This window comes from Microvirga ossetica (genome assembly GCF_002741015.1).
Classification (GTDB): domain Bacteria; phylum Pseudomonadota; class Alphaproteobacteria; order Rhizobiales; family Beijerinckiaceae; genus Microvirga; species Microvirga ossetica.
The window spans coordinates 288,488-315,195 of the sequence record NZ_CP016618.1 but is presented as its reverse complement, the minus strand read 5'-3'; the positions used below and the strand labels follow the sequence as shown (position 1 = coordinate 315,195).

Here is a 26,708-nt window from a genome sequence, read left to right as displayed (position 1 = left end):
CGGGAGAAGTCTGCCAGCTTCGAGCAGAGTGGCGCACGTGGCGGCAAGCGGAACAAGTTCATTGCCCCAATGGCCGATGGCTCGCTACTGCCGTTTGAGCGCGCCGTGAGAGCCTGCGTAATCTCAGGGAATGTGTTGATGAGCTTGCTCATTTGGCTGAGGTTTCCGAAGGAGCCTCCTCAACATCGCCTTCACATGGTCCTTAACGGCATTTTGATTGGGCTCAGGAGCGCTTTGCGTCGGCTGCGTCATCCCGCTCTCCTGCATCCTGCTGTGCACGCACCGGCAGGCCAGGTTGACAATCGCTTTTGCAGGAGACGTCGTCTGTGACTAAAGTCACAGAATTCGCAGGTTGCGGTATTCAAATCAGTCGTCATACGGGTCGTTTCGTTGATGGGTTGATCGGAGATGAGCCCGCGCTCTTTCAGCAGCGAACAACTGGGCTCATGTGATGAGGTTGGACCGTCGCGTGCTGCGCCGGTTGGCGGCGCAGCACGCTGGAACATCCTTTCTTGGGATTTCACTTGCTCTCACCCTCATCCATCTGTCGTCTCAAATGCCTCTACCAACGAACAGTGAGGAGGGCCTGGGCGAGCGGCATCCGGATTACCAGTGGCGTCAGGAAAGTCTAAAACGAGATCTGCATCTCAAGCGGCCGTACGTCTCACGCTCATAGAAGCAGGTAAGACTTGACGGACATGAGATCACGCGTCTGCGATTGCCACGAGCGATCTCGGACGCCCACTCTGTCAGTTACCTGCCGTCTCGCCCTCTGGCGAAGAAAGTGGAACGGCATTGGCAGGAGGGAGCGCCTCCGTATGCACCCGCGGTTCGTCAACCGGGACGACGTTGATGATCTCCTCGCCCAGCACCAACCGCACCGTGTGAACGCCCGCGGCTTTCGCCTGCGCCAACCGCGCATCGAGCTCATCGCGCGGCAACAAGGCATCAGCGATACTGGGCTTGATCGATGAGTCTATGGAATGAGCCAGGATCCGACCATCGATCCCGCCCTCCTCCAGAACCAGACCATGGGAGGTGACCTGTTCGGAAAAGCTACGATGGTGCTCCAGCACCGTCTCGCCCGGCGTCAGCGACTTCAGGGCAAACGCGGTATCGATGCTCTTGAGGAGCGAGGCTGGGAAGCCTGCATCGACGAGGAGCTTGAGGCACGCCACATGCAGCCGGTCGGGATCCGGCTCGCTGCGGGCGATCTGCCCAATCTTCTCCTGCGCCACCTCGGTGGTCAGGACAAAGATCGCCTCGGCCAACGGGATCTTCTCGCCACCGTCATCGACAATGAACCCCTGGGTCCAAGCGGTCATGAGGGTCTTGAGAAGGCCGGGCTGGGCCTTGTCGATATCCTGCAATACGAACAGGGCGTTGGGATTGTCCTTCACCGAGTGCAGCAGAGAGTGGACCTCAGTTCCACTGGAGAGAGGTGCAAAAATATGGGCCAGATCTTCTCCCTGGCTGGAGGCCAGTTCATACCGTCCGCCGGTCTTCCTGAGGGTGGCGGCAAGGCCCAATGGCAGCCCGAGATGGTCATCGTCGAGATTCGGGCCAGCGACGAGGAAGATGCCGGGCCTGCGTTGCAGCGGGCTGAGGGCAAGGTGCCGGCAGATTTCTGCCGCAAAGGCCGTGACAGCGGCATCCTGGCCGATCAGGAGCTCTCGGGTTTGGGTGACGAGTTCGCGCATGGCCTCGTCAACGGTGAGGGAACGTGTCGACATGAAGTGTGTCTCTTGGGGAAAGGATGATGGGAGTGTGGCTGGCGCTGCTGACGTGAGGGCCAGCCTATTGCAGAAGGCGACGATGTCAGGCTCGGCCAGGCCGAAGCGCTCTGGTTCGGCGTTGCGCGAAGCGTGAGGTGTCCTTTTTGGGATTTGTCTCGTCTTGTCCTTCACCGTCTGATGCTCGTCCCATTCTTCTTCCTTGGGATTGTATCTTCTGGGGTCTTCTCCCTCTCGCCATAAAAGCCATCAGCGCCATGGTTGATGATGGCGCGTTGCGACATTCACTGAAGGCGTCGGGCAAATACTGATTGTTTACCTTGACCGGGCATCATGTGATTCATCGGGCGCGTGGCGTACCAGCCCGTGTCAATGCGGTGTTGCAACCGGCATCGCAGGCGCCCCGGCTGAGGCCGAGAGATTCTCTCAGCCGGGGCGCAGCACACCATTGATGACGTGATAATCGCCCTCGCCTGCCCAATGCGATCACCGCACGTAAGCTACCGTATGACCCGTGATTGGCGTGCTCCGCACTTAGCAACCACGACGCTGTTGGCGGTGAAGCAAGCCTTCCAGGGCCTCGACTTCCTTGCCAGCTGCGGGTTGGATGTCAACTATCTGCCGATCCTTGCTGACAACACGTCACCACGTCCAATGAAAAGCCGTAAGCCTTTTCAGGCAGACCGATCCATTAATAGAATTCGAACTCCAAAGTGTAATCCAACCTCTGACGGAGAAATGTCGTGTAACAACTCTTTTGACAAGAAGTCTCCTGTCGGGCTCAAGAATGGCAGCACAAAGGTGCTCCTTGTGGTACGGGAACTCAGCATGTTGCATCGTCCTCGATGGTGTCCTAAGGCCAGAGCCTTCAATGGGGACTACTCTCCCTCCTGTCGCGGGAACGCTGGTATCTCAGCTTTCCGGCTTTCGCATTCCAGCTCTCTGTTCAGTTATGGCTTGCGTTTGCTTTCTGGTTCCTGCACCACCTGCAACCGCGGCCGCGACTTCGGCTCCAAAGTGTCGTAGATGTCCCGCAGCCGGATGGACGAGTTTACTTCGGGAAGATCAATGGATTGCTCGAGTTCATCGTACTTCTCGATGGTCCAGAGGCCATGCACGTCGCGTCGATAGACTTTCACCGAGATGACATCCGGCTCCACAAGCATGATGACCTGGATGTCGTCATGGGCCTGATACTCATCGATCCTATCAGTCAGGTCTATGGACAAGGTGCCGGGTGAGGACATCTCCACGACGACTGTGGGCCATACCGCGTCCTTCGCCGACGGATCAGGCGGGCTGCAATCGACAACGACATCCGGGTATCGGACTCCGAATTGGCCGGTTCTGACCGCCGTATCGCTCGATGTTGTGCGGCAGCCCTTCGTTTTGGCTGACGGGGCTAGTGCTACCACGATATTGGTAATAGCCACGTTGTGGCTCTGCCTGGCCCCCGCCATCATGCGAACTGGCATGCCATCTACGAGTTCATGCGGCTCGGATTGCCTCTCGATCCAATCGAAAAACTCGTCGGCCGTCATTCCTTCCACCGCAGTATCCGCCCCGACTTTCCCAACGTTGCTCCGGGCCGTGGAGGAAGCTTATGACGGATCTGCCGCGGCAATGAATTGGCCCCTGCGTAAGCGACAGCCAGATCCAGATGGTGCTCCTCGATGGTGGGATAGGCCGCCAGAATTCTATCCCGCGGGATGCCTGCTGTAACGGATGCCGCCAAGTCATAAACTAGGACCCGTGTGCCCTTGATGACCGACATGCCGCCCAGGATTTTGGGATCGCTCACAATCGGTTCTTCCGTCATTTCCACGCAAGCCTTGTTGGTCCGCAGGCGCCCGGCTCCAGGGTATTGTAACCGGCCTCTGCGCTTCAGATGATCCGCAAAGCTCGCGACCTCGTCGGCCGCCAGGTTTCTCAGCAGAAAGCCTTCCAGCTGCACTCACATAAGATTTCCGGCGTCGTTCCCACAAGCATGTTGGCGACGCTCACGCGTACACGCCGTGCTCAATCCGTCCAAGCTGCGTGAGAACACGCTCGGCCTTACCTTTGAGCACGAGATCCAAAGGTGTCGTCTGCAGAACCTGGTTATACTCAAGGAGCCACAGCAGGCCCTCATCGCCATATACCTCCCGTGCTCTTCCGATGACGCTGGCGATCTCTGGTCCAGATCCTTTCAGAGCCCTGAGCTGCTCGATTTGCTCCTCAAGACGGGCAATCGTCTGGTCAATGGCGCGGTCGGTGTTCGCGGCGGTGTAGGGCTTGAAGTCTCGATCAGTTTCAATGGGCGGCATGTGGTCTCCCCCGCGAAGGAACTTCAGGAGCACGAACTGGCCTGCCTCAGTCGCCATGAGCTCGTCCGGCGAACGCCCGCCGAACCACTGGTGAGGTTTCCTCAGGAAGTCCTCAGGATCATCGTAAAGATCTGTAATGAGGGTGCGGATCTCGTCGGCCATCTGGGTCATGCCCTGAATTATAGCATCAGGGAGAACTGCGGCCAATTTGCTTGGACACCGCGGTTGTAACTTAGGTTGCACCTGATCGCCGGCCTGGAGAGTTTTGACAAGAAGTCTGTAACCGATGCTGTGCCAGTATCCTCCCACAGGAGGATCGCATGCGGACCAATCAGCGGCTGGCCCAGCTCTGGCTCGACGCCCTAGCAACGGAGCTCGGAGCCTCAGCCGGCACCATCGGCACCTACACCGACGATCTCAGCTGCTATCTCGCCTGGCTCGACGAGAACAGCCTGGGCCTGGACGAGGTCGGCCTCGAGCAGATCCGGGATTACATCGCCTCGCTCGACCAGCGCGGCTATGCCGGCTCGACCATGGCACGACGCATTACGGTGGCGCGGGGCTTGCACAGGTTCCTGATCGCCGAGGAACTCGGCTCGCGCGATCCCACAGCCCATCTGTCGGCCATGAAGCGGTCCCGCAAGCTGCCCTTCGTCCTGTCGATTGCCGAGACCGAAGCGCTGCTGGAGACCGCCCACCGGCTGGCAGCCGACCTCTCGGTCGGCCTTTATCGCCAAGCTGGCTATGCCCGCCGGGCGGCCCTGTTCGAGACGCTCTATGCCTCGGGCATGCGCATCAGCGAAGCGTTGTCCCTGCCCGCAGATGCGGCGCCTCCCGGCACCCGCATGCTGCTGGTGCGCGGCAAGGGCGACAAGCAGCGGCTGGTGCCGCTGCATGAGCGGGCGATCGCGGCCATTGCCCTCTGGCAGAGGATGGCCCGCGCTTATGCCGCCGGGGCGCCCTCCCCCTGGCTGTTCCACTCGGTCCGCAATGGCAGCAAGGCGCTGACGCGCCAGGCGGCTCTGCTTGAGATCAAGGAGGCGGCGGTGGCCGCTGGGCTGGCGAGCCCCGAGCGGGTGTCACCGCATGTGCTGCGCCATGCCTTTGCCACCCACATGCATTCCGGAGGCACCGACCTGCGGGTTCTGCAGGAGCTGCTGGGACATGCCGGCATCGAGACCACCCAGATCTACACTCACCTGGACACCTCCCGCCTCCACCACATGGTCCGAGATCTCCACCCTCTGAATGATTTACAGACAGCTGATGGGTAAGGTCATCCTGATACAACCCGCAACTCACTCTTTGGCTTTGGAACATTCAAATGGGTCAGTATGGCCCTTCCTGTTAGTGTGACTTCTGTCGCCGTCAAAACTTCAGCCGAGGCAATCTTGCTCTTTTCCGATCACATCATCTTCGTTGACGAGAGTGGTGATCACTCGCTCAAATCGATCGATCCTCAATATCCAATCTTCGCCCTTGCCTTCTGTATCATTCGCAAAGACGACTACATCCATCGGCTTGTTCCCGCTGTTCAGGAGTTCAAGTTTCGATGGTTTGGGCACGACTGCGCAATTCTGCATGAGCACGAGATCCGGCGAGCCGAAGCCCCGTTCGTGTTTCTTGGCAACAAAGACAAGAAATGGCGTTTCATGCGGGAACTCACAAAGATCATTGACGAATGCCCAATGGTCGTCGTGGCGTCCACGATCAGGAAGGATGTGCTGGCCCGCCGCTACACCGATCCCAAGAGCCCCTACGAATTGGCGCTCCTGTTTTGTATGGAACGGGCGCGTGAGTACCTCGATGACATCGCGAAGGACACAGACGGGCTGACCCACATCGTCTGCGAAGCACGGGGCGGCAGTGGGGGCAAGGAGGATCGAGAGCTCGAACTTGAGTTCCGCCGTATTGCGACAGGTGCGAATCCCCTAAGCCGCGGGCCGATAGAAGGCTTCGAGATCCTCTTCGCAGACAAGAAGGCGAATTCGGTCGGGCTTCAGATCGCTGACCTCATTGCGCGGCCCATCGGTCTGAAGACGCTGCGTCCGGATCAGGAAAACCGGGCCTATGACACCATCCTGCCGAAGGTGTGGGACCGGAAGGTTTTCCCCGAGAAAAGCGAAAGGCCCCGGTAAACCGAGGCCCAGCGCCGACCGGGGACAACCCCCAATCCACTTATCTGAGATATTGGGATGAGTTGCGGGAATGTCAAGTTGTGCCGTTCAGCCTTAAGCTTGGCTTTATGGATGACCGTGAACTCCTGGACCCTAAGCCGGTTCATTCCCCAGGTGCCACTCGCTATGAGGTTCAGGATTTCAACCGACGGAGGACATGCTGCATACCGGCACGACGAAAACGCTTCTGATCGTGTATCACTCGATGACCGGTGGTACCCGTCAGATGGTCGAGGCTGCTGCCCGTGGTGCAGCTTCAGAGCCGACCGTTCGCGTTCACCTGCTTCCGGCACCGGCGGCTCAGGCAGTCGACCTCCTCGAGGCGGACGGCTATATCTTCGGCACTCCCGAGAATTTGGCGGCTATCGCCGGGCTGATGAAAGACTTCTTTGATCGAACCTACTATCCGGCGCTCGACCGGATCAGCGGGCGTCCCTACGCGACGCTGATCTGCGCCGGAAGCGACGGTCACAGCGCAGCACGTCAGCTTGCGCGGATTGCGACCGGGTGGCGGCTCAAGGCCATTGCTGATCCGCTGATTGTCTGCACGCACGCGCAGACGGCAGAAGCGATCTTGGCCCCTAAAGTCATAGGCCCAGACGATCTGAAGCGCTGCGAAGAACTCGGAGCCGCACTCGCGGTAGGCATGAGTATTGGAATGTTCTAGACGGCAAGATAGTGCGTCATGAACATGATCGAACGGCAGGCGCCACTCATCAGCAAGCAGACTCACCGTTGCCACGGCATAGCCGGTCAGCCTTTGCACCTCCGATTTCAGAGGAAGAGATCGCGCACACAACCTGCGTCTATCATGTCGACCCTCCTATCCACTTCTGAGCTGGTAGCCACGCCGCCGCTTTCGCTGGAGCCATGTTTCAAGGGCCTCCGCCGCGCATGATTGGTTGTCATAAAGCTCTACCCTCCTCTGCCCTTGATGTCCGATCCGGCCCCACTCGCGGATCAGCGTTGGGTTGCCAAACAGGCTCGGCTCGATCGCCAGGACATAGTAGCGAGCCATGTTGCAGGCGGGATCAAACCTGTCGAGCACTAGGTACTGGATCGCGTATTCAGACATACATCCATGTTGCGCAAGGGCCTCGACGAGGTCCAATCAAAGTGCTGAATCCTTTACGCCGCAACGATTCACATTCGTGATGTACCCTGCTGGCTCACTGTCTTCCTGGCAGGCATACAAATCCCATTATGCCTCAAAATGGCCTATCCTCCCCTATCAAGTTTCCCTTCGTGAGTAATCTCGCGCGTGATCTCGGCACATCCTGAACGGGCCAGCGTTTGACTTGCCCCGCCGATCCGCAGCCAAACTCGAGGGCTGGCGTCGCAGACAGGTGGCAAGCCTCCGCAAGCGGGTCACGGCGTCTTGAGGAACGATCAGGTCATTTACGACATCCTTCGTCTGCGCATGGCGAGCAGCTCGACGCCGAGGTCGAGCTTTCCGGCCTTGATCATGCGCACCAAGGCCCGGAAGTAGCCCCCTGGGTTCTTGATCCGGCTCTCCCCGCCGTTCTTGGCAACATCGTCTTCATAGAGCTGCAGCACGTAGATCACCGCAATGGCCGCCCTGACGGTTCCGATGTCCTCCACCGCCTCGGCCCAGGCGCTTTCGTGCGCCCCGAGCGCGGCTCGCAGGTAGCGGCCGGCCGAGACGAGGTCCGCGAGATCCCGTACCGGCTGACCGTAGTCACTGAGGGTGGGGCAGGCCTCAAGGATCAATTCCGGTGATAGGTGCTCTGAGGTTTGTTCGCTTTGACGAACCGCCTCAGCTTTCTTCGGAAAGCCTTTGTTACAAGACTCACTAGGAGATCCGTTGTTGTTATTAGTGTGACGGCAGTCCTTGCCGCCATTGCCCGCTTTTAAGAAAGCTTGCTCGCATGCCATCCTCAGCGCTATCCACTCATCGAGGATCGCATGCGGCATGGCCTTCGTGCTGCGCACAGGCGTGCGGGCTTTCAGGCCTTTAACCTGTTCTTCCAGGTCGGAGCGATCGAGATCGGGATAATGCTCGGCCAAAGCACGTAGGGCCTCTTCGGCGGCCCGCCTGGCAATGGTGATCTCGTCAAAGGCGCGTTTACGGGCTTCCTGGACTTGCTTCATCTCGATGAGACGCTCAGCCCACTCCCCTCGCCTGGCGTACACGGGGGTCAGGTCGAAGCCGAAGGCGTCGACCAGCTCTCCGGCCAAGTCTTTGACCGCGTAGCGCTTTCCGTTCGGAGATTCCTTCGGGACGATGAGCTGCTGCTCGATAAGGACCTTGAACGCATACCGGACGGAGCGCTCCGAGAGACCGGTCCGGCTCATCAGGTAATCGTTGGACGGCCACACCAGCAGCCGCTCCCATTCCTGCTCGCCCCAGCAGGCGACGAGCTCGGACAGGACCGATCGGGGTCCGTTCCGCAATTCCAGGGCCTTGGCAGCCTCACGCGCTGCCGCAGATAGTTCTTTTCGCGTTACCGTGCGCCCATTTTCGAGCACAAGTTCTCTCGCGGCCAAAGCAGCATGTCTCAGCCGCCGGCCTCCTGACGATGCGATCTGCATCGTACCCTCCATGTTGAGGGCAAAGCTGGAGCGCTCACCGAAACCGATGCTCTTGACACGCAGCTTGTCGGGATGGCATAAGGATTGTGCAACCAATTCCGAATGCCCACCCTCGCGGTGGTCTCCAAAGGCCCTCGAAGTTTCCAGCTTCGTGGGCCTTTTGCTTTGCCTGGTTTACGTCACGACATTTCGATCCTTTTGGGCAAACATGGCCTCGAGGGCATAGGTGATGACGGCCTCACGCGACTTGAAGCGGCCACTCTCGACGGCTTCGTCAATAGCAGTGCTTAGAAGCCCAGGAACCCAGACGTTCATCTCCTTGTCTCCCCGTTCTCGGCGAGACTTACGGAAGCGTTGAACGCGCTCGGCTCGTTTAGCGTCAGGCATGACATCCACCAGTTACACTCGTGCCGTTTCGAGAGATGACCGATTCTGAGTTGGCTGTGGAGTCGCGCGTCAAGAATCCATTCACAATAGATCGATTCAGCGGTGGGAAACTTCTTTGGCAAGAATCATTTAGCCAAAACGGCCGAGTCAATTCGCATGTAAAAGCCCGGTTCCGGGCGATTCATACTTACACACTTGATTCGCAGTGCCGTAGTATTCGCCCTGAAGTTCAACAGGCGACCTCAAATTACGATTCGGCGACGGGGACGCTCCTCGGTTAATAACTGTTAACCGAACTGCTAAGGCCCTTGATTATTTGAAATAGACTCTGGAAGCCTCCCGAGTTGGCGCGCGGCATGCGTTTGTATATCATCGCACCTGCTTTGCTCCTTGGTCGATCGATACCAGCCGGCGCTCGCAGAGTTGCGCTAAATACACGCCACATTCGTCTGGTTGCCGCCCATCTAACCCGATGCTGAGTGGGCATCCTAAGTGCTGCGATGCCAATCAATGGGAAGCGGTGTCACCATTAGATCACTCTTCTCGGGTTCGCACTTGGGCAGCGGCACAGTTCCTTCTTTGTTCACTTGTCGCTGCCCTCACGCCTGCCCCAAGCTGAGCGTTGGGGCAGCAACAAGTGTCACGCCCCAGTGCGGGGGCACATGCGTTTTATTCATGCTGCGGATCTCCACCTCGATAGCCCGCTGTCGGGCCTGAGAGAGCGGGCCGGCGAGCAGGCCGAAAAGCTCATCGGCGCAACCAGGCGCGCGTTCGAGAAGCTGGTCGACTTCGCTGTCGATGAGCGCGTCGACCTGGTTGTCATTGCTGGTGACGTGTTCGATGGCGATTGGCCCGACCATGGCACGGGCCTGTTCTTCGTGAAGACGCTCGCTCGCCTCAACGCCGCCGGCATCCCGGTCGCCATGATCCGAGGCAACCACGATGCTGCCAGCGTCATCAGCCGGAGGCTGAGCTGGCCGGGCAATGTCCGCGAGTTCTCGAGCCGGACACCTGAGACCTGGACGTTCCCCGACCTCAATGTGGCCATCCACGGGCAGAGCTTTGCCGACCGTGCGATCCCGCAGAATCTGGCGGCCGGTTATCCGGAGCCGGTCCCCGGTCTTTTCAACATCGGCCTCCTCCACACCTCCGCGATGGGCCGTCCGGGGCATGACACCTACGCGCCCTGCGAGCTGCGCGATCTCGTCGCTAAAGGCTACGACTACTGGGCCCTCGGCCATGTGCACACCCGCGAGGTGCTGTGCGAGGCACCGCACGTGATCTTCCCGGGAAATCTGCAGGGCCGGCATGTCAATGAGCCGGGAGCCAAGGGCTTTACCCTCGTGACCGTCGAGGGTGGGCGCGTCAGCCAGGTCGAGCCGATCCCGGTCGACGTCGTGCGTTGGGCCCGCGTCACCATCGACGTGTCGTCCGCATCGACCCTGAATGATACCTGCCCGCTGATCGGACGTGCCCTGAAAGCAGCAGTTGACGAGGCGGATGGCCGGATGCTCGCCATCCGCCTCGTCCTGACCGGCGCCAGTCCGGCGCACCGGGTTCTCGCCGGTGATCCGGAGCGCCTCGAAGCCGAGTGCTCCTCCCTCGCCCTTCAGGCACAGGGCGACGTCTGGATCGAGCGCGTAGAAGTCGAGACAGTACTCCCCGAGGCAGCGCACGCCCCAAGCGAAGGGTTCAACGATCTCGTCCAACTTCTGCACGAGGTCAGGACCGATCCCGACGAGTGCGCCGTGATCCGGGACGCTCTCGAGCAGGGCCTTGGAAAGCTTCCCGCGGGCGCCCGCTCGAAGTCAGGCCTTGATGACCTTGCTCCCGAACAGATGGCACGCATCCTCGCCGATGCGGAAGCGCTGCTCCTGCATCACCTCACGAGCGAGCCGGTTCAGCCATGAAACTTGAGACGCTCACCCTGGAGCGATATGGGCGCTTCGAAGACCTGACCCTTGATCTGACCGGAAACGATGTTCGACTGCACATCGTGTTCGGCCCGAACGAGGCCGGCAAGTCGACCTTGCTGTCCTCGGTTGCCGACCTGCTGTTCGGCATCCCGCTGCGATCCCCTTACGGGTTTCGGTTCGATTACAGCCAGATGCGCGTCGGAGCGACCATCGCCAACGCTGCCGGCGACCGTCTCTCGTTCAAACGCCGAAAAGGCAGAGGCACCTCCGGGACGCTCCTGTCGGAACAAGAGGCAACGCTCCCCGATCATGCTCTCACCCGCTTTCTCGGAGCGGCCGACCGGGAGCTGTTCGAGCGGATGTTCGGTCTTGACCACCAGCGGCTGCGTGCAGGCGGCAAGAAGATGCTGGAGAACGGCGGCGATCTGACGACCAGCCTGTTCGAGGCCGGCAGCGGCCTCACACGGGTCGGCGATGCCCTCCGGCGGATCGAAGAGGAGATCGGCAAACTCGGAGCTCTCGATCAGCGCAAGTCGGCGGGCAAGCCGATCTGGCAGCAGATCGACCGTTTCACGAAGGCGCAGCAGGCCGTGCGATCCGACGCCCTTAGGACCGAAGAGTGGCGGCAGGCCGAGGCTGCCCTGGCGGCCGCCCGTGAGAGGCGAGACAGTCTCGACGAGGCCATGACCCAGTTGCGGCGGAAAAGATCGCAGCTGGAGCGCATTCGTCGCATCAGTCCGATCCTGGCGGCCATGCAGCAGCGGGAAGATCGGCTGACGACGTTCAGTCCGACAGCGGCGATGCTGCCTGAGAGCTTCGAACGGGAGTGGCGCAGTCTTGACAGTGCCGTGCGCGAGGCCGCCGCCGGAGCAAAGCGGGCAGAGGATCTCCTTCGGCAGCTTGAAACGGAGATCGCTGCGGAGCCGAAGCCCAGGGGTCTTCTGGCACACGCCGACGAGATAACCGCCCTCAACGAGGCATTGGGAGATTACCGCAAGAAGGTCGCGGATGAGCCAAAGCTCATACGCGATAAGACCAATGACGACAGCCAAATCGCCGGGCATCTGCAACAGCTCGGGCTGGCCCTAGATCCTGCCGCTGTTGAGACACAGATGCCCTCAGTTCCGCTCATCGCCAGGCTGCGCGAATTGGCTCGTGGCGGGCAAGCCGTCCTGAGCAGACTGGAGGGGCTGGAAGTCGATCTCAAGGAGGCCCGGGAAGCCTGCGAGGCCGCGCAACAAAAGCTCCAGACCCTCTCCGGTTCGACGGTCGATCCTGCTGAGGCGACTGAGATCTTGAACGAGGTCCTCCAGCAAGGAGATGTCTCGAGCTTGCTTAGCCAGGCGGAAGCAGCCAATGCGAACGCCAAACGGGATCTCACTGAGGCCCTGAGCCGGGTTCCCCGCTGGACCGGGACGGCCGACGATCTGGCAGCACGGCCCGTTCCGGCGATCGAACTCGTTTCGCAGTATGAGCAGGCCTGGCGCAAGGCCGTCGACGACCATAGGTCTGCAGAGCGCGAGCTGGCTGAGACCGACAACGAGCTGCAGCAGGTCAAGGCCGAGATCATCGGACTGGCGGCCACCGGCGAAGTGCCCTCCCCGGCTGCCGTCAAAGCCGCCCGCGACCATCGTGACATCGGTTGGCGGCTGGTTCGTACGCGCCTTGTTGACGGGCGTGATTCGGTCATTGATGATCTGACCGCCTTTGCCCCGAGTGGCGATCTTGCTGGCTCCTTTGAGACTGCGCTGCGCCACGCGGATGAACTCGTCGACCGGCGTGAACACGAGGGGCACCGTGTGGTGCGCCTCGCCGACCTTTCCGCACAGAAGGAGAGGCTTACCGTCGCGTTGGATGCCTTGCGGATAGACGAGGAGCGTGCACAGGCGGAACTATGCTCGCTCAAGGACCGATGGACCGCGCTCTGGGCCGACTGCGACACCGATCCAGGCACGCCGACTGAAATGCTGATCTGGCTCAGGCAGCGGGATGATGTTATCCGCTTGCTGACGGCCTCGCGAAAGAGCGAACAGGCTCTGGACCAGGCGCGCGCCATCTCCACAACTGCGCACTGTCATGTGACCGAGGCGGCAGGATTGCTCGGCGTATCCGTCAGCGATGATGAGGCCTTCTCCGCACTTCTCCGCAGAGTACGACAGGCTCACGCGTCAGCCCTGAAGACATGGACGGAGCGCCAAGCCCTCGTCACGTCCCTGCAGGACATGCAGCACCGCGTTGCCCGTCTGGAGAAAGATGTGGTCCGCGCCGCTGCCGAGCGCGCAGGCTGGCTTGAGCAATGGGGGGAGGCCGTCACCCGCCTGCAGCTCCCTGCCGACGCTTCGCCCGCGGAGGCGGAAGCCGCCTTGTCGATCTGGGATTCGATCCGGGACCGTTCGACAAACCGGTCCCAAACGATGCGCCGGCTCGACGGGCTGCGGAAGGATCTGCAGCAGTTCCGCGATGGATTGCACTCTCTGCACGCCTCGCTCGGCGTGATAGCGGCTGACCTTGAAACGGCCGACCCGGAGAAGGCAGTTCGGATGCTGTACGAGCGGCTCCGGGATGACATGCTCCAGACCGAAAAGCTCGCGGAGCTTGCCCGCCGCGTCGAGAATGCGCGCCATTCCCACACCGACGCGGTTGAGACCACTCGTGTCGCGAATGAGCGGATGGAGCATCTGTTGCGGCAGTACGGGTTGGATGCGGCTGCCGATCCGCTTGCCGCCGCTGCGGAGGCGCGGGACCGTCGCATGATCGTTGGCGAGTTGGCCGAGAAGCGGAACGAACTCGCCCGGGCCGGTGACGGACTTGGTGAAGAGGCGCTGCGTCAGGAGGCGGATTCCATCTCCCCCGATGAGAACGCTGCCGAACTCTTGGCGCTGGAGCAGGACGAGGAGCGCCTCGTCGGCGACAGCCAGGCTGCCGCCCAGGCCGAAACCGAGGCCGACCGGCTGCTTCGCGATCTTGCCGGGCGGAAAGGCGCTGCGGAAGCAGCCCAGGAGGCCCAGAACGCCGCCCTCGGCATCGGCGTCTGCGCCGAGCGCTGGATGCGCCTGGAGGCAGCCCGGCGCATTCTGGAGCGGGCGATGGAGCGCTACCGCGCCGCCAACGAGCACCCGCTGGTCCGCCGGGCGAGCGAGATCTTCGGTCTGGTGGCCGGGACCGGTGCCAATCCGTTCGCGCGGCTGGCCGTCCGCTACCGGGATGGTGATGCGCCGGCGCTGATCGGCCTCCGGGCCGACGGATCCGAATGCGACATCGAAGGAATGAGCGAGGGCACCCGTGATCAGCTTTACCTGGCCCTGCGCATTGCAACCATTGAGCGGCACGTGGCTGAGAACGAGGCACTCCCCTTCCTTGCCGACGATCTTTTCATCACCAGCGATGACGAGCGCGTTGTGCCAGGACTTGCCGCCCTGGCGGAGCTCGGGCGGTCAACACAGGTCATCCTCTTCACCCATCACCGCCACGTGTTGGATGCGGCGTTCAGTACCCTTCCGTCTGGGAGCGTGATGGTGCATCGGCTGCAGTCGCATGGCAGGCCAGTCGAGCTGCGGGCGGTAGCGAGCTAGAGAGCTGTCCGGCAGAGGGCGGAGCATCGCCAACATCCGGGCTTAAACAATCGCGCGGAAAACTCTCATCAGCCGACCCGACGAAGGGAGCGCATCATGAAGCGCTTCAAATCAGCCGGGCAGGCGCAACGTTTTCTTTCAGTTCACGGCCAGGTTGCAGATCTCTTCCGCCGTCCCGCCAACACCAACGCCGCTGAGCATAGAGAGACCCGAGCGTCGGCCTTTGTGGCCTGGGCTGAGGTGACTGGCGTCGCTGCGGATTTCTGATTTGACGGTTCAGGGAAGGTCAGCTTGTCTCAAGCCGTTAAGTTGACGATGCCCTCCGGAAAGCGTCTCAATAATCGGGCAAGAGGCGGTGTGTCATCAGAGGGAGTTCGATCTCGACCTGCAGCCCTGCCGGATCGAAGGCGAGGCGCACCTGCGCCTGGCACTGGGTCTGAAGAACCCGCTCAAGCAGGGTGACGCCGAAGCCGTGGTGCGTCGGTGTGTCGACAGGCGGTCCGTTGCGTTCACGCCATTGCAGGTGAAGCGCGCGCTTGCCGTCGGTCGTCACCACATCCCACGTCGCGGCGACGCAACCCTTACGGACGGAGAGCGCGCCATACCGCGCCGCATTGGCGGTCAGTTCGTGAAGCGCCATGCTGAGCGGAATCGCGAGATCGGCCGTCAGGTTCACCTCCGGCCCCTCCAGAGTGAAGCGCTGATGCCGCTTGTTGTGGAACGGCTGGAGCTCGCACAGCAGCATCTCGCGCAGGAGTGCGGTCTGCCAGTAATCCTCCGTCAGCAGCGTCTGCGTTTTGGCGAGCGTCGCAATGCGCGACGAGAAGGTGCGCTTGAAGTCCCGAACGCTGGCCGTCGCCCGGGCCGTGGCGCCGGCCAGGGCCTCGACGACCGCGAGCGTGTTGCGCACCCGGTGGTGCAGTTCCCGCACGAGCAGCGCCTGCCGCTGCTCGAACCGCTTGCGCTGGTCGATGTTTTGGATGACCCGCACGCTGTACTGGAACCGGCCCTCGCTGTTGAACACCGCTGTTGATGACATCTGCAGCCAAGCGCTCGCTCCGTCCTTGCGGATGGAGCGCCGCTCCAGCGAATAGGTCTTCAACGCGCCGGCGATCTGCCGCTCGTACAGGGCCTTCTCGGTCTCGAGGTCGTCCGGCGGAATGAGATCGAACAGGCTCAGGCCCAGCAATTCGTGGCGCGAATAGCCGGTGATCGATGACAGGCCCTTGTTCACCGTCACGAACTTCCCATGCTCGTTGGTCTCGCCGATGCCAACGCTGGCGTGCTCGTGGGTGGTCCACAGGCGCTCTCGGCTTTCCCGCTCGGCCCGGGTCTGGACGGCATTCTCCGCCGCGACGGCGGCAATCTGGGCGAGTTGGGCGAGGATGGCCTCATCGTCGGGCGTGAACGCGCCGTGATCCTTGTCCGACAGCATGAGCACGCCGAGCAGGCCGCCCTGCACGCCGGTGATCGGCACCGCGAGCAGCCCCTCGATCACGAGAAGGTCGGACGCTGCATTGCGCACGCCCTGGAGGTCCGGAAGCCGGCTCAGCTCCGCCGCCGTCAGCCGCACGGGTTGGCCGGTCTGAACCACGTGCGTGTAGACGCCGGTGCCGCTCTGCGCAATCGCCGATGTGGGGAACTCGCGATACTTATCCGACACCGACACGATGACGGGGTTCTCTGGCCACAGGACGTAGGGAATCGTGTGGGTCAAGGCCCAATGGGCGCCGATGATCAGGCGGGCCTGCTCGGTGATTTCGCGAAAGATGATCTCGGGCAGACCCACCGCGGCGATGCGCGTGCAGGTGGCAGCAAGCGCCTTCAGCTGTTCCTGGTGCCGGTGCGCCCGCGCCAGCCGCCCCTGCCGCTCCTGTTCGACCAGGATGCGGTCCGTGATGTCGTGATGGGCCACGACCGCATAGATCGCGCCCTCATGGTCGAGACGGGAGGCGCGCAGCTGGAACCAGCGCTTCTCGGAAGGCGAATGGCAGGGATATTCGAGCGAGAAGCTGCCCGTGCCCGCGAGCACCGAGCGGATTCCCGCAGCCGCCGCGCGCGCGCAGGCGGCGTCCCCTCCGGTGGCGCGGTCGCAGACGTCGAGGTAATTGACCCCAACGGACGATACCTCCTTGGCCTGGTTGGCCTCGCCGAAGGTGCGCCAGGCCTCGTTGACAGCGATGATGGCGCCGGTTTGGTCGAGGACCGCTACCGGGCCCGTGAGGGCGTCCAGGATGTGCTGCGCAGGGGGAACCGGGACGATCCCGTTCTGCTTCGACGTCCAGTTCATCGGCCTTCATCCGTGAGGACACGAGCGCTAGGGGGAAACGGTCGGCGCGAGGTCCGGTTCGACGGCATTTTCAAAGGATTCGTTAATTATCCCGGGATCGTTTGATACACTTGATCCTCGCTCCCAATCTGCCCCGCTTACCAAATGCTTCTACATCTCGATGTCTGTCATCCGTGCCCGTTCGGCAACCCGTCGGAAGCGGTCGGGATCCTCGCGGATGGGACCACTCACCATGTGATCCGCATGCCTAGATTGCCTTCGATCGTCTCGCGGTGCGGCCCATTGAGGCTGGTCGTGTAATCGGCGACGGCGAACAGGCTCACATTCTCCGACAGGGTCGCCACCACGCCGGCTCCGACCTCGAGCGAGGTCGCCCCGAACGAGGCCGGCAGCGCCACCGTGGCTAACCGCGTCCAGTCGGTGGCATCGAAGCCGTGCCAGAGGTTGACCTTGAGATACGGGCGCCATGTCGTTGAATCATCCTGGAAGGTACCTTGCAAGCGAGCCCCGAGGCGACCGGTCCAGGCATCGTCGGCGTCGAATGAGACCGAGGAGAAGCGGTCCTGCGTCGGATCGAACGCCACATGCTGCCAGATGATCTGCGCCTGCGGCTCGAGCGAGATCTTCTCCGTGAGCCAGAACAGATAGCCGCCCTCCAGCGAAGCGGTGGCGGCATGGCCCTCCAGATCGAGCCCGACGCCACGGTTCGAGCGCGGTTCGCCGTCGAGCCACGAATGCATCAGCACGCCGTCGAGGTACCAGCCCTGTGGCCCGACATGGGTCCAGTAGAGGCCGAGGCTGGTGGCGTCCATCGGCACCGAGCCGCTCGCCGCCCGGCGCTGGCCGATGGCGAAGCCGCGCACGTCGCCGTCCGCCTCGGCATGGCCGACGAAGAGACCGAAATGGTCGCGGTGGCCCTGCCAGGTTTCGGCCGCGCCGAGATCCATGCCGGCCTGGAAGCCGAAGAGATGGCCGTCGAATTCCGGCGCCAGCGGCCCGCCGCGGCGGAACTCGGTCTTCGAGCCGAAGGCCCGGCCCCAGGCGATGGGAAAGCCACCGTTCTTGGTCAGCAGGCTCTGCTCGCCCTGGCGCTCGTGGAAGGTGCCGAGGATCTCCAGGCCGATGAAGCGGGCGAGCCCCGACAGCCCGGCATAGACCACCGCCTCCGGCCGGTAGAACGGGATCGGCGCAGGGCCGGGCGGGACCGGAGCGGGAGGAACGGGCGCCGGCGGGACGGGTCCCGGCACCGGTGGCTGCGGATCGGGGATCGGCGGCTGGGGGCTCGGGACCCGGATCCGGGTCGGGATCTGGATCGGGGCCGAGGGCGTTGCGTAGATAGAAATTGTTCTGCGTGCCGGCCGAGTAGCCGCCGCGATAGAGCAGGTATTCGTAAGGACCCGCCGCCACGATCCCGCTCAGGCCGAAGGCGCCGTTTTGCGTTGTGCCTCAATTCATCGCCTCAACGACGAGAATGCCGTCGCCGAGCGTCAAGTCGCCCGGTCCGGTGGTGTTGGTGATGCGCAGACCCGAACGGCCGCTGGCGCTGCCGCCGTCGATCACAAGGCGGTCCGAGGGCGAGCCATCCGCTCCGAGATAGGTGTTGAGCGCAACGGAGCCGCCGCGGCCGACATAATTTGTGACCGTCAAGGTCTTGTAACTCGCGAGCTGCGATGGGTCCGCAAGTGGTGCGGTGTAGATGATCTGGCTGGCGTCGTTTGCGACCGATGTCGCCTTCGAATTGCCGGTCATCGTCCAGACGGTACCCTGCGTGAGCGACAACGCGCTGGTGCTGCCGGCAGGGGTGGTGACGACGCCTTGTAGGTTCGAGTTACGGGCGTTGTACGTTGTGTTTCCGCCATTGCGGGTTTCCAGCAACGTATTGTTGTTGGCGACGGCTGTCGTGTCGGTCAAATCGATATTCGCGATCGCGCCCTGGACGGAGAACGAGGCGGCGTTGGCCTCGATCGTCGCGCCTTGGTAGTCGAGCGTGTTGCTGCCGCCGTTATTGAACTGGAAGCCAATGCCATCCGTGCCGGAGGCGGTCACGTTCGTGCCAGTCATGATGGTGGTGCTGCCACTCTGCAACAGGCCGCCTGCGCCGTTCGTTACGGACACCGACCCACCGGATGTCTCGATCCGCCCGCCATTGAGCGCGTTCACGCCGGCGTTGCCGCTTCGCCCCGTGACAGTGATCGCCGTGCCGGTCGCGGCGATGACACTGCCTGTGCCTGTCGCCCGAAGGCCCCGCTCGCCACCGCCCGCTCCGGCAATATTAATGCTGCCACCAGTGAGAACGGCGCGGCCCCCGTTATCCGCATTGACGCCGACATCATTGCCGCCACCGTTTGTCGCCGTGATGACCAGGCCATCGGTGGAAACGACGCTTCCCGATCCGGAAACCGACACCCCCGTGTTGCCGCCGCCACCTGTGAACGAGATCGAGCTCGCGCTGGAGAAGGTAATACTGCCACCATTTTGCGCCTTCGCGCCGGTGATGCCGCCGGCGCTGCCCATCGACGTGATCAGTCCAACCGCCTCAATGCGGCTTCCGATCCCATCGGCCAGGAGGGCCGACGGGACGCCACCGTTCGCGTTGCTGATCGAAGAGCCGGGTGTGAACTGGATCAGGCCGCCATTCAGCGATTGAATCAGGCTCTGCCCCCCGCCGTTCGGCCAGTCGATTGTGATCGCGCGTGCGACAATTGTGCCGTTGTCGGCCTTCAGTGCCACCGCTCCTCCGCCACCGTCATTGCTCAGTCTGATTCCGTTGGCCTCGATTCGTGCTGAGGAGCTTGCGCTGAGTCCTAATCCACTTGCCGTGATCGGCCCGGTCACGCCGACGACCGTCGTCCTGACCGAGTTGTTGATGATCACGAGCGAGTTCGTGTTGGCATCGACACCGGTGCCATAACCATGAGCGGTGACCGCCCCGTTAACGGTCACATCAGCACCGCTCCTCGCCGTCACCGCAGTGCCATACCCGACCGTCACGTCTCCGACCATGCAAGGTGGCGGCCCGTTCTGCACCACACCATTATTGGAATTGGGCGGTACCGTGCAGGTCGTTTTAGCGACAGCCTCCTGTCCCATTGCCATGGCGAAGCCGAGAATGCCGTAGGCAACAGCGAAGAGCAGACCTTGCCGCATCGTCCAGTCCTCCCATGATGCCGTTTGAACAGGCAGTGAAGCGGGCAATCGGCGGTGTCGCCCTCCACTGCGGCACGCGAAGGACTAATGCTCGGTTAACTTGTCCGAATGTTTCCTGACGCGCAAGGACGCCAGCCCCCATCTATCAGTGACGCAACCAGACGGCACGGCGCTCCAACCGCGAGGTTGCCCCCCTGAGGTCACATGACCAGGGTGTCGACGGGGTACTGTCACGTTGGCGAGAGGCGGCGATCTGTGGCACGGTCTTAGGCATGAGCACAACGTCCAATCCCTACCGGGGCTTCCGCTATCCGGCCGAGATCATCAATCAGGCCGTCTGGTTGTATCACAGCTTCAGCCTGAGCTTGCGCGAAGTCGAGCTGATCCTCGCAGCGCGAGGAGCTGTGGTGAGCTACGAGACGATCCGCGAGCGGAGCCTGCGCTTCGGACGCACCTACGCCAGGACCCTGAAGCGGAGGCGGCCGCAGCCCGGTGACAAATGGTTTCTGGACGAGGTGTTCGTTCGCATCCGAGGCAAACTGCATTATCTCTGGCGAGCCGTTGATCAGCATGGCAACGTGCTCGACATCCTGGTCCAGAGTCGCCGCAGCAAGACGGCCGCCAAGCGCTTCTTCCGTAAGCTACTGAATTGTGCTATGTGCCCAGGGTGATTGTGACCGATAAACTCGGATCCTATGGCGCCGCCAAACGCGAGATCCTGCCGGGCGTTGAACATCGCCAGAGCCGGTATCTCAACAATCGCTGTGAGGTCTCGCACCAGCCCACGCGAAGGCGCGAGCGTCACATGAGGCGGTTCAAGTCCGTCCGGCACGCACAGCAATTCCTCGCTACTCACACGCCGATCCACAACCACTTCCAACTCCGCCGTCACCGTCTTTCCGCCAGTGAGTACCGCGTGGCCCGCGATTGCGCTTTCATTTCTTGGCGCGATGCAACCGGGGCTGCCCTCGTAGGCTGATCTGGACGGGCTTGAGGGCAGCACTTGCGGCAGCTGTGCCGATCGGGCGTCAAGTTGACAATACCGATCAGAGGCTTGCTCTGTTCGAAGCTCATAATTTCCTGGCGAGACGGAGAAGGAATTCCCGCAGAATAGCTGTCCTATTTCGGTCAATCGTTTTGCTTGGCGAGGCTCAACACGAATGATCGCTTGGCCCACCGCCCGCATCAATGCGTGACCAGCGAAAAAGCCTGAATAATAAATCTTTAGCAAAGGCCACCCCAATGCCTTTGGACGATTTGCGTTCATCGTGTACTCGGAGATTGTCTCCCAGATGGAGAGCGCAAAATTGCTCGTAATCGAAGGCTTGGTATGGAAGAAAGTCGGCAAGACTGAGCGAGGATAGGATAATGCATGACGATGCAGCGGAACACCCGGTGTCCAGATCAGCACCTCCTAGATAAGAAGTTCAAGCACTTCCGGGAAGCGCGGATGACTGCGGATCGGATCGAGATCGGAGTCGTGTTCCACCCACCTTTTTCTTTCCTGAGTGGCGCTTGGGAGAAGGTCCACCAGTAAGTCGATGGCTCGCTCATGCTCACCCAAGAGAGAACAGACGCAGGCCACATTGTACTTTGTCAGGCCGTCGTCAGGATCAATCACCAGAGCCCGTTCCGCCCATTCTTTGGCCCGAGCAAACTCGCCAAGAACCGCGAGTCCCACAGCTCCCAAGTAGGCAGGTCTCGGGTTTCCCGGATGTAACATGAGCTCGCGCTCGGCACGCTCAACCCCCTCCCGTGCCGCCCCCTTCATTTCCTGCTCGCGCCCGAGCGATCGGTATATCCCGGTGAGTACAAGCAAGGCCTGATAATCGTCTGGCTTAAGCTCTGCCGCACGCTGGAAAAGCCGGGCCGCTTCCTCAAGCCTCCCTTGAGCAAAGCAGGCGCGGGCATAGAAATAATGCGCCTCAAACAGATTGGAATCGCATGCGATCGCCTGATCGAACTCTGCCACTGCCTCTGGATACCGCTCACGCAATGAGAGCGCCAAGCCGCGACGCATGGGCTTCGGCGAGGCCGCCTTCCAGATCCAGCGCCTTGGCGCTCGCCGCCAGAATGTCGTCGGTCGAGACGTCTGCGTTATAGTGCAAAAAGAGAAAGGAATCACAGTCTGCTAATCCGGCATAAGCCCGCGCATACAGCGGATCGAGTTCGACCGCCTTAGCGAACATGCGCTTTGCGAGAACGTAGTAAGATTTTGAATGCCGGTGCAGAAACTGTCGGCCTCTCAGCTTGAGTTTGGCCATTTTTGAGGGTGCTGGAGGATCAGACATGGATCCAGAAAGCGGGCTCTGAGGCGATGTACTCGACGGCTTGGTCGACCGGCATCGTCAGCCTGCCGAACGGACCAGGGTCCTTCCAGCGCTCGCCATTCCACCACAACACCTGAACCTTCTCGGGATCGTCGGTCGGACGCAGCCGTGCCACCGGCGCCCCGGTGCGTCGGCTCAGCAACGAGTAGCCGCGGCCTCGCTTCTCCACCACAACATCATGGGCCTGGCAGAGGGTTTCGAGCCCCTCCAGGATGCGATCGCGTTGTCCCATGAACAGGCCAGCTCCGCAGAAAGGCGTTGATCTGTCGGTCATCACGTCCGTCAGAGCGCGCCATGATACCTCCCGCACCCGCTCCTGTCCTCACCGGCTGGTTCGCACCCTTCGCGAGTGCCTTTACGGCGCCGACCTTGCGGGGCGTGCTCATCCTGATGACCGGCGCCATCCTGGCTCCCGGCCGGCGGACCGTCACGTCCGCCTTGAGCATCCTGGGCCTGCGCGAGATTGCCACCTTTACAACCTTCCATCGCGTGCTCAACCGCAACCGCTGGGCGCCGCGCGATCTCGCCCGTCGGCTGCTGCATCAGCTCATCACCACCTTCGTGCCCGAAGGACCCGTGGTGATCGCCATCGACGAGACCATCGAGCGGCGCTGGGGTGCCCGGATCCGGGCGCGTGGCATCTATCGCGATCCGGTCCGCTCTTCCCATGGTCATTTCGTCAAGACGTCGGGCCTGCGCTGGATCAGCCTCATGCTCCTGGCGCCGATCCCCTGGGCTGGCCGCGTGTGGGCACTGCCGTTCCTCACCATCCTGGCGCCCTCGGAACGCTATGCCCACGAGAGGCGGCATCGGCACAAGCTGTTGACGGACTGGGCGCGCCAGCTGCTGCTCCAGGTCGCCCGTTGGCTGCCTGAGCGACAGGTCATCGTTGTGGCTGATATGAGTTATGCGGCCATCGAGTTGCTCGAAGCGGTGCGGCGGCACCTGACGGTGATCACCCGCTTGCGGCTCGATGCGCGCCTATTCGATCCGCCCCCGGTGCGCCCGCCCGGCCAGAAGGGACGGCCGCGGGTCTCGGGCCCTCGCCAGCCCACCCTGGCGCAGCGACTGAGCGATCCGACCACGCGCTGGCGGCGGATCACTGTCCCACACTGGTACGGAGGACAGGATCGACGGCTGGCGATCGCCTCCGGCACGGCGCTCTGGTACCACCCGGGCAAGAGTGTGCCGATCCGCTGGGTGCTGGTGCGGGATGAAGCGGGCGCGTTCGAGCCGCGGGCTCTCCTGTGCACGGATCTGACGGCGAATCCGGTGGATGTGCTGCGGTGGTTTGTGCGGCGCTGGTCGGTCGAGGTGACGTTCGCGGAAGTGCGCCGCCATCTCGGAGTGGAAACGCAGCGCCAGTGGTCGGACAGAGCGATTGCCCGCACCACGCCTGCGTTGCTCGGCCTGTTCTCGTTGGTGACGGTGTGGTCCAATGAGGCTCTCAAGGATGGCTGGAAGCCACGGCAGGCCGCCTGGTATGCGAAATCGCGCCTGACCTTCAGCGATGCTCTGGCGGTTGTACGGGCCAAACTGTGGAGCACCAGTTTTGAAACGTCTCGACAGGACCGGGACCAGGTAAAAATCCCACGGGCTCTGCTCAATCGCCTTACCGAGGCTGCATGCTTCCCCACCTGAAAGGGCCAAACTCCAGCTCAGGTAATATCCATACGCCTCCACGTTCTCCGTCGGCATCCGGCTGATGATCTCCTTCTCCTCCGGCAGCAGCTTGATTCTCAGCTGCTCAATGATGGAATGAGTGATCTCGTCTTGAATGGCGAAGATGTCGGTGAGGTCACGGTCGTATCGGTCAGCCCAGAGATGACCGCCATCTCTGCCGTCGACAAGCTGCGCGGTGACGCGCACGCGCGAGCCGACTTTCCGGACACCGCCTTCCAGTATAAAGTTGATCCTGAGATCCTGGCTCACCTGCTGCGCCTTCACAGGTTTGCCCTTGTAGGTGAAGGATGTGTTGCGTGCGACAACGAACAGGCCGGAGATCTTCGACAGGTCGGTGATAAGGTCTTCGGTGATCCCGTCACCGAAATACTCCTGCTCGGGGTCGCCGCTCATGTTGTTGAAGGGCAAGACGACGATGGACGGCTTCTCAATGCTCCAAGTCTTCTGTGAGCCTACATCCAACCGGCTCGTTATGAGTGCTGAGGGAATGTCGAGCAGGACGCTATAAGCGCGCACTGGCCTATCGATATTCTTGAGCCTCTGCTCGCCGATGTCTTCAAACCGCAGATCGAGCCGATTGCCGACATTGTCCCGCACAGCTCCAGAGACCACGATCCCGCCCGGCGCGGCAATGCCTTCAAGCCGTGCCGCCACATTGACGCCATCGCCGTAGATATCGTCGCCCTCGACAATCACGTCGCCGAGGTTGATGCCAATGCGAAGCTCCATCCGGCGGTCTCGCGGCAACCCCGCATTGCGTTCCCTCATGCCGTGTTGAACCGCAGCCGCACAAGCAACTGCATTCACGACGCTTGGAAACTCCGCCAGAAAACCGTCACCAACGAGCTTCACGGTACGGCCCTCATGCTCGGTGATTTTGGCGTCGATCAGTTCTGCGCGATGGGACTTCCATGCCGCATGAGTGCCTGTTTCATCCAAGTCCATGAGGCGGCTATAGGTCACTACATCTGCTGCGAGGATGGCGGCCAATCGTCTGCGCACAATGGGATTGCCCATGTGACTACCAGTCTGTGCGTCTTGCCACGCTCGCGGGTTGCTCAAATCCAGCCCATACTCATCATACTCCAGTGGCTCATGAATGTCTTATCTTAGATGGTGCCAAGCTTAGGCTGCAGCGCCATGGCTAGATGTTTGATCCCAGGGTTTGATGGTGCATTCTTATCGCCGGAATGGAGGGATGCGCTTCTCTATTCGGCCCCTCCAAGTCAAGCGCTTTTAAGGCATCGGCCATCCCACCTCCAGGCAGTCGTCTCTCGCAGGGCCTTGCTTCTCTCCGGGATCGGCACATTTGCCCTCCCACCATGGGATTCGTAGGATGAGGTGGCTCAATCTATGGGGCGTTCTGGCCGCGGCAGCGCGGCCGATACAAGCGCATCCACGAGCTCGCCTGATCCATCGTCCTGCGAAGGACGTCTTTCTTCCGCCTTCTGGCGGAATTCGAGTTATCTCATTGCCCGTTCCGGTATGGCATCTTAGACAGCTGCGGGTATGCTTTCCCTCGTCCAGCGGAATACGGTGCCATCGCTCCAGATGCGGTGCATGATCACGCCCAGACGCCGGGCCAGCGCAACAATGGCTTTTCGCCCACCACGCCGTTTGGCGATATTCATCGCCCATGCTTTCAACCACGACCACTTCACGTGAACATTCGTCAGCATGACTTGAGCGGCTTCGTACAACAGCGTTCGCATCATGCCATCCCCGCAGAGGGAGACGCGGCCGATCCGGTTGCTCTCACCCGACTGATGAAGCACCGGCGTTAACCCCAGGGAGGCACCCACGGCTTTGGAGTTCCGGAAGCGAGCCGGAACGTCGATAGTACTGGCATAGGCTAAAGCGACAACGGGACCGACCCCTGGAATGGTCATCAGGCGTCGACAAACACCGTCGTCGCGGACAATCGATAGCAGCTTTCGATGAAGACGCTCGAACTCCTCTCGAAGCTTTCGCCGGCTGGCCAGCAGCGGCTCTATGATCTCTGCCAGGTCAGGCAGACAGTCAAGGAGTTCGCGAATGCGGATGTCGAATTTGGCTGCGCCAACGATGCCGACTTTGAGGCCGAAGTTGCGCAGCAGGCCGCGAATATCATTCTCAAATGCAATCGCCTTCTCCTGCAGCAACTTGCGGGCGGTCAGGAGGGCGCGCCGCTTTTGGCTGGTCAGGGTTTTTACATGAACCGGTCGGAACAGATTCACCCGCATCATCTGCGCAATGCCACGTGCGTCGTTGCGGTCACTCTTGTTCACCTGTGCCTTGAGGAATGCCTTCGTATGGCGGGTCTCGATGCAGACGATAGGCAGACCGGCTTCTGCAAGCCCACTGAACAGCCATTGCGACAAAGGGCCAGCCTCAAGGCCGATCCGCTCGAGCCGCCAAGCAGGATCGTGGAGGACTTGCGCGAGATCGTCTGGGTGGCTCGGCACCTTTGTCTCGCGACAGATCCTACCCGTTTCATCCACAACGCACACCGACGTCTCTTTCACCGAGACGTCCAGTCCAGCATAGTGCTTCATGCTAGGCTTCCTTTCCTGATGCTTGTGCTTGATCCAACAGACCAGGTTTCATCATCGTCCCGCGGCGCGCGCCTTTCTAG

At 61.6% G+C, this 26,708-nt stretch carries 20 protein-coding genes and 3 pseudogenes; 8 read left to right on the top strand and 15 right to left on the bottom strand.

Features of this window, described 5'->3' with window-relative positions:
• Positions 1 to 749: 749 nt before the first annotated feature.
• The 4 genes from BB934_RS35925 to BB934_RS35910 all read right to left on the bottom strand — a co-directional run bounded on the left by BB934_RS35925 (position 750) and on the right by BB934_RS35910 (position 4,210).
• Positions 750 to 1,733, bottom strand: coding sequence for a P-loop NTPase family protein (locus BB934_RS35925; protein WP_099514552.1), 984 nt, complete (start codon positions 1,731 to 1,733; stop codon positions 750 to 752).
• Between the two features lie 950 nt (positions 1,734 to 2,683).
• On the bottom strand, positions 2,684 to 3,274 hold the full coding sequence (locus BB934_RS35920; protein ID WP_099514551.1) for a Uma2 family endonuclease: 591 nt from the start codon (positions 3,272 to 3,274) through the stop codon (positions 2,684 to 2,686).
• Positions 3,271 to 3,687 (bottom strand): DUF433 domain-containing protein, encoded by a 417-nt coding sequence (locus tag BB934_RS48475; protein WP_099514550.1) that lies wholly within the window; start codon positions 3,685 to 3,687, stop codon positions 3,271 to 3,273. Before BB934_RS48475 ends, BB934_RS35920 begins: the two co-directional genes overlap by 4 nt.
• Before the next feature lie 46 nt (positions 3,688 to 3,733).
• Entirely contained in the window at positions 3,734 to 4,210 is a 477-nt protein-coding gene (locus tag BB934_RS35910; RefSeq protein WP_099514549.1) for an antitoxin Xre/MbcA/ParS toxin-binding domain-containing protein, read from the bottom strand.
• Positions 4,211 to 4,359: 149 nt separating this feature from the next.
• On the opposite strand from BB934_RS35910, the gene BB934_RS35905 reads away from it, so the two are divergent.
• From BB934_RS35905 to BB934_RS35895, 3 genes are all read left to right on the top strand, one after another.
• Entirely contained in the window at positions 4,360 to 5,313 is a 954-nt protein-coding gene (locus BB934_RS35905; protein ID WP_099514548.1) for a tyrosine recombinase, read from the top strand.
• Positions 5,314 to 5,373: 60 nt separating this feature from the next.
• Positions 5,374 to 6,177: a DUF3800 domain-containing protein gene (locus BB934_RS35900; RefSeq protein WP_237050596.1), complete on the top strand. Its 804-nt coding sequence runs from the start codon at positions 5,374 to 5,376 to the stop codon at positions 6,175 to 6,177.
• 196 nt (positions 6,178 to 6,373) lie between these two features.
• Entirely contained in the window at positions 6,374 to 6,883 is a 510-nt protein-coding gene (locus tag BB934_RS35895) for a flavodoxin family protein (protein ID WP_099514546.1), read from the top strand.
• Positions 6,884 to 7,039: 156 nt separating this feature from the next.
• On the opposite strand, the gene BB934_RS35890 is transcribed toward BB934_RS35895, so the two are convergent.
• From BB934_RS35890 to BB934_RS48635, 3 genes are all read right to left on the bottom strand, one after another.
• Positions 7,040 to 7,327 (bottom strand): WGR domain-containing protein, encoded by a 288-nt coding sequence (locus tag BB934_RS35890; protein ID WP_237050595.1) that lies wholly within the window; start codon positions 7,325 to 7,327, stop codon positions 7,040 to 7,042.
• Between the two features lie 287 nt (positions 7,328 to 7,614).
• Positions 7,615 to 8,769, bottom strand: a complete 1,155-nt coding sequence (gene repC / locus BB934_RS35885; protein ID WP_099514860.1) for a plasmid replication protein RepC — start codon at positions 8,767 to 8,769, stop codon at positions 7,615 to 7,617.
• A 174-nt stretch (positions 8,770 to 8,943) separates the two neighbouring features.
• Entirely contained in the window at positions 8,944 to 9,084 is a 141-nt protein-coding gene (locus BB934_RS48635; protein WP_173909555.1) for a ribbon-helix-helix domain-containing protein, read from the bottom strand.
• A gap of 734 nt (positions 9,085 to 9,818) precedes the next feature.
• On the opposite strand from BB934_RS48635, the gene BB934_RS35880 reads away from it, so the two are divergent.
• From BB934_RS35880 to BB934_RS35870, 3 genes and pseudogenes are all read left to right on the top strand, one after another.
• Positions 9,819 to 11,066: a metallophosphoesterase family protein gene (locus BB934_RS35880; RefSeq protein WP_099514544.1), complete on the top strand. Its 1,248-nt coding sequence runs from the start codon at positions 9,819 to 9,821 to the stop codon at positions 11,064 to 11,066.
• Positions 11,063 to 14,644, top strand: a complete 3,582-nt coding sequence (locus BB934_RS35875; RefSeq protein WP_099514543.1) for a YhaN family protein — start codon at positions 11,063 to 11,065, stop codon at positions 14,642 to 14,644. The genes BB934_RS35880 and BB934_RS35875 overlap by 4 nt, the downstream gene beginning before the upstream one ends.
• A gap of 15 nt (positions 14,645 to 14,659) precedes the next feature.
• Positions 14,660 to 14,911 (top strand): annotated as a pseudogene (locus tag BB934_RS35870) (DDE-type integrase/transposase/recombinase); the annotation flags it as partial.
• A gap of 67 nt (positions 14,912 to 14,978) precedes the next feature.
• Here BB934_RS35870 and BB934_RS35865 read toward each other — a convergent pair.
• The 3 genes from BB934_RS35865 to BB934_RS35855 all read right to left on the bottom strand — a co-directional run bounded on the left by BB934_RS35865 (position 14,979) and on the right by BB934_RS35855 (position 20,081).
• Positions 14,979 to 16,934 (bottom strand): sensor histidine kinase, encoded by a 1,956-nt coding sequence (locus tag BB934_RS35865; RefSeq protein WP_099514542.1) that lies wholly within the window; start codon positions 16,932 to 16,934, stop codon positions 14,979 to 14,981.
• 227 nt (positions 16,935 to 17,161) lie between these two features.
• Positions 17,162 to 18,181, bottom strand: a complete 1,020-nt coding sequence (locus BB934_RS35860; RefSeq protein ID WP_157934529.1) for an autotransporter family protein — start codon at positions 18,179 to 18,181, stop codon at positions 17,162 to 17,164.
• 199 nt (positions 18,182 to 18,380) lie between these two features.
• Positions 18,381 to 20,081 carry a hypothetical protein gene (locus tag BB934_RS35855; protein WP_099514540.1) on the bottom strand — a complete coding sequence of 567 codons (1,701 nt, stop codon included), beginning with the start codon at positions 20,079 to 20,081 and terminating at the stop codon, positions 18,381 to 18,383.
• Positions 20,082 to 20,353: 272 nt separating this feature from the next.
• On the opposite strand from BB934_RS35855, the pseudogene BB934_RS35850 reads away from it, so the two are divergent.
• Positions 20,354 to 21,060 (top strand): annotated as a pseudogene (locus BB934_RS35850) (IS6 family transposase).
• A gap of 435 nt (positions 21,061 to 21,495) precedes the next feature.
• Here BB934_RS35850 and BB934_RS35845 read toward each other — a convergent pair.
• The 3 genes from BB934_RS35845 to BB934_RS35840 are packed head-to-tail and all read right to left on the bottom strand — an operon-like array spanning position 21,496 to position 22,643.
• Complete coding sequence (locus BB934_RS35845; protein WP_237050594.1) at positions 21,496 to 22,053, bottom strand: tetratricopeptide repeat protein; 558 nt, start codon at positions 22,051 to 22,053, stop codon at positions 21,496 to 21,498.
• Between the two features lie 16 nt (positions 22,054 to 22,069).
• A complete protein-coding gene (locus BB934_RS49665; protein ID WP_237050593.1) occupies positions 22,070 to 22,345 on the bottom strand; it encodes a hypothetical protein in 276 nt (91 codons plus the stop codon).
• A gap of 19 nt (positions 22,346 to 22,364) precedes the next feature.
• On the bottom strand, positions 22,365 to 22,643 hold the full coding sequence (locus tag BB934_RS35840; protein ID WP_157934446.1) for a hypothetical protein: 279 nt from the start codon (positions 22,641 to 22,643) through the stop codon (positions 22,365 to 22,367).
• Between the two features lie 62 nt (positions 22,644 to 22,705).
• On the opposite strand from BB934_RS35840, the gene BB934_RS35835 reads away from it, so the two are divergent.
• Positions 22,706 to 24,052, top strand: coding sequence for an IS701 family transposase (locus BB934_RS35835; RefSeq protein ID WP_099513884.1), 1,347 nt, complete (start codon positions 22,706 to 22,708; stop codon positions 24,050 to 24,052).
• Positions 24,053 to 24,070: 18 nt separating this feature from the next.
• Here the strand turns inward: BB934_RS35835 and BB934_RS35830 are convergent.
• Both BB934_RS35830 and BB934_RS35825 read right to left on the bottom strand, forming a co-directional pair.
• Positions 24,071 to 25,111, bottom strand: a pseudogene (locus tag BB934_RS35830) (adenylate/guanylate cyclase domain-containing protein); the annotation flags it as partial.
• A 476-nt stretch (positions 25,112 to 25,587) separates the two neighbouring features.
• A complete protein-coding gene (locus BB934_RS35825) occupies positions 25,588 to 26,628 on the bottom strand; it encodes an IS110 family RNA-guided transposase (RefSeq protein WP_099508092.1) in 1,041 nt (346 codons plus the stop codon).
• Positions 26,629 to 26,708: the final 80 nt, after the last annotated feature.

Bases quoted from the DNA above. Each gene is read 5' to 3' on its own strand.
- BB934_RS35925 (WP_099514552.1), bottom strand. From the start codon at position 1,733: ATGTCGACACGTTCCCTCACCGTTGACGAGGCCATGCGCGAACTCGTC.
- BB934_RS35920 (WP_099514551.1), bottom strand. From the start codon at position 3,274: ATGACGGCCGACGAGTTTTTCGATTGGATCGAGAGGCAATCCGAGCCG.
- BB934_RS35910 (WP_099514549.1), bottom strand. From the start codon at position 4,210: ATGACCCAGATGGCCGACGAGATCCGCACCCTCATTACAGATCTTTAC.
- BB934_RS35905 (WP_099514548.1), top strand. From the start codon at position 4,360: ATGCGGACCAATCAGCGGCTGGCCCAGCTCTGGCTCGACGCCCTAGCA.
- BB934_RS35900 (WP_237050596.1), top strand. From the start codon at position 5,374: ATGGCCCTTCCTGTTAGTGTGACTTCTGTCGCCGTCAAAACTTCAGCC.
- BB934_RS35895 (WP_099514546.1), top strand. From the start codon at position 6,374: ATGCTGCATACCGGCACGACGAAAACGCTTCTGATCGTGTATCACTCG.
- repC (WP_099514860.1), bottom strand. From the start codon at position 8,769: ATGCAGATCGCATCGTCAGGAGGCCGGCGGCTGAGACATGCTGCTTTG.
- BB934_RS48635 (WP_173909555.1), bottom strand. From the start codon at position 9,084: ATGAACGTCTGGGTTCCTGGGCTTCTAAGCACTGCTATTGACGAAGCC.
- BB934_RS35880 (WP_099514544.1), top strand. From the start codon at position 9,819: ATGCGTTTTATTCATGCTGCGGATCTCCACCTCGATAGCCCGCTGTCG.
- BB934_RS35875 (WP_099514543.1), top strand. From the start codon at position 11,063: ATGAAACTTGAGACGCTCACCCTGGAGCGATATGGGCGCTTCGAAGAC.
- BB934_RS35865 (WP_099514542.1), bottom strand. From the start codon at position 16,934: ATGAACTGGACGTCGAAGCAGAACGGGATCGTCCCGGTTCCCCCTGCG.
- BB934_RS35855 (WP_099514540.1), bottom strand. From the start codon at position 20,081: ATGCGGCAAGGTCTGCTCTTCGCTGTTGCCTACGGCATTCTCGGCTTC.
- BB934_RS49665 (WP_237050593.1), bottom strand. From the start codon at position 22,345: ATGGCCAAACTCAAGCTGAGAGGCCGACAGTTTCTGCACCGGCATTCA.
- BB934_RS35840 (WP_157934446.1), bottom strand. From the start codon at position 22,643: ATGGGACAACGCGATCGCATCCTGGAGGGGCTCGAAACCCTCTGCCAG.
- BB934_RS35835 (WP_099513884.1), top strand. From the start codon at position 22,706: ATGATACCTCCCGCACCCGCTCCTGTCCTCACCGGCTGGTTCGCACCC.
- BB934_RS35825 (WP_099508092.1), bottom strand. From the start codon at position 26,628: ATGAAGCACTATGCTGGACTGGACGTCTCGGTGAAAGAGACGTCGGTG.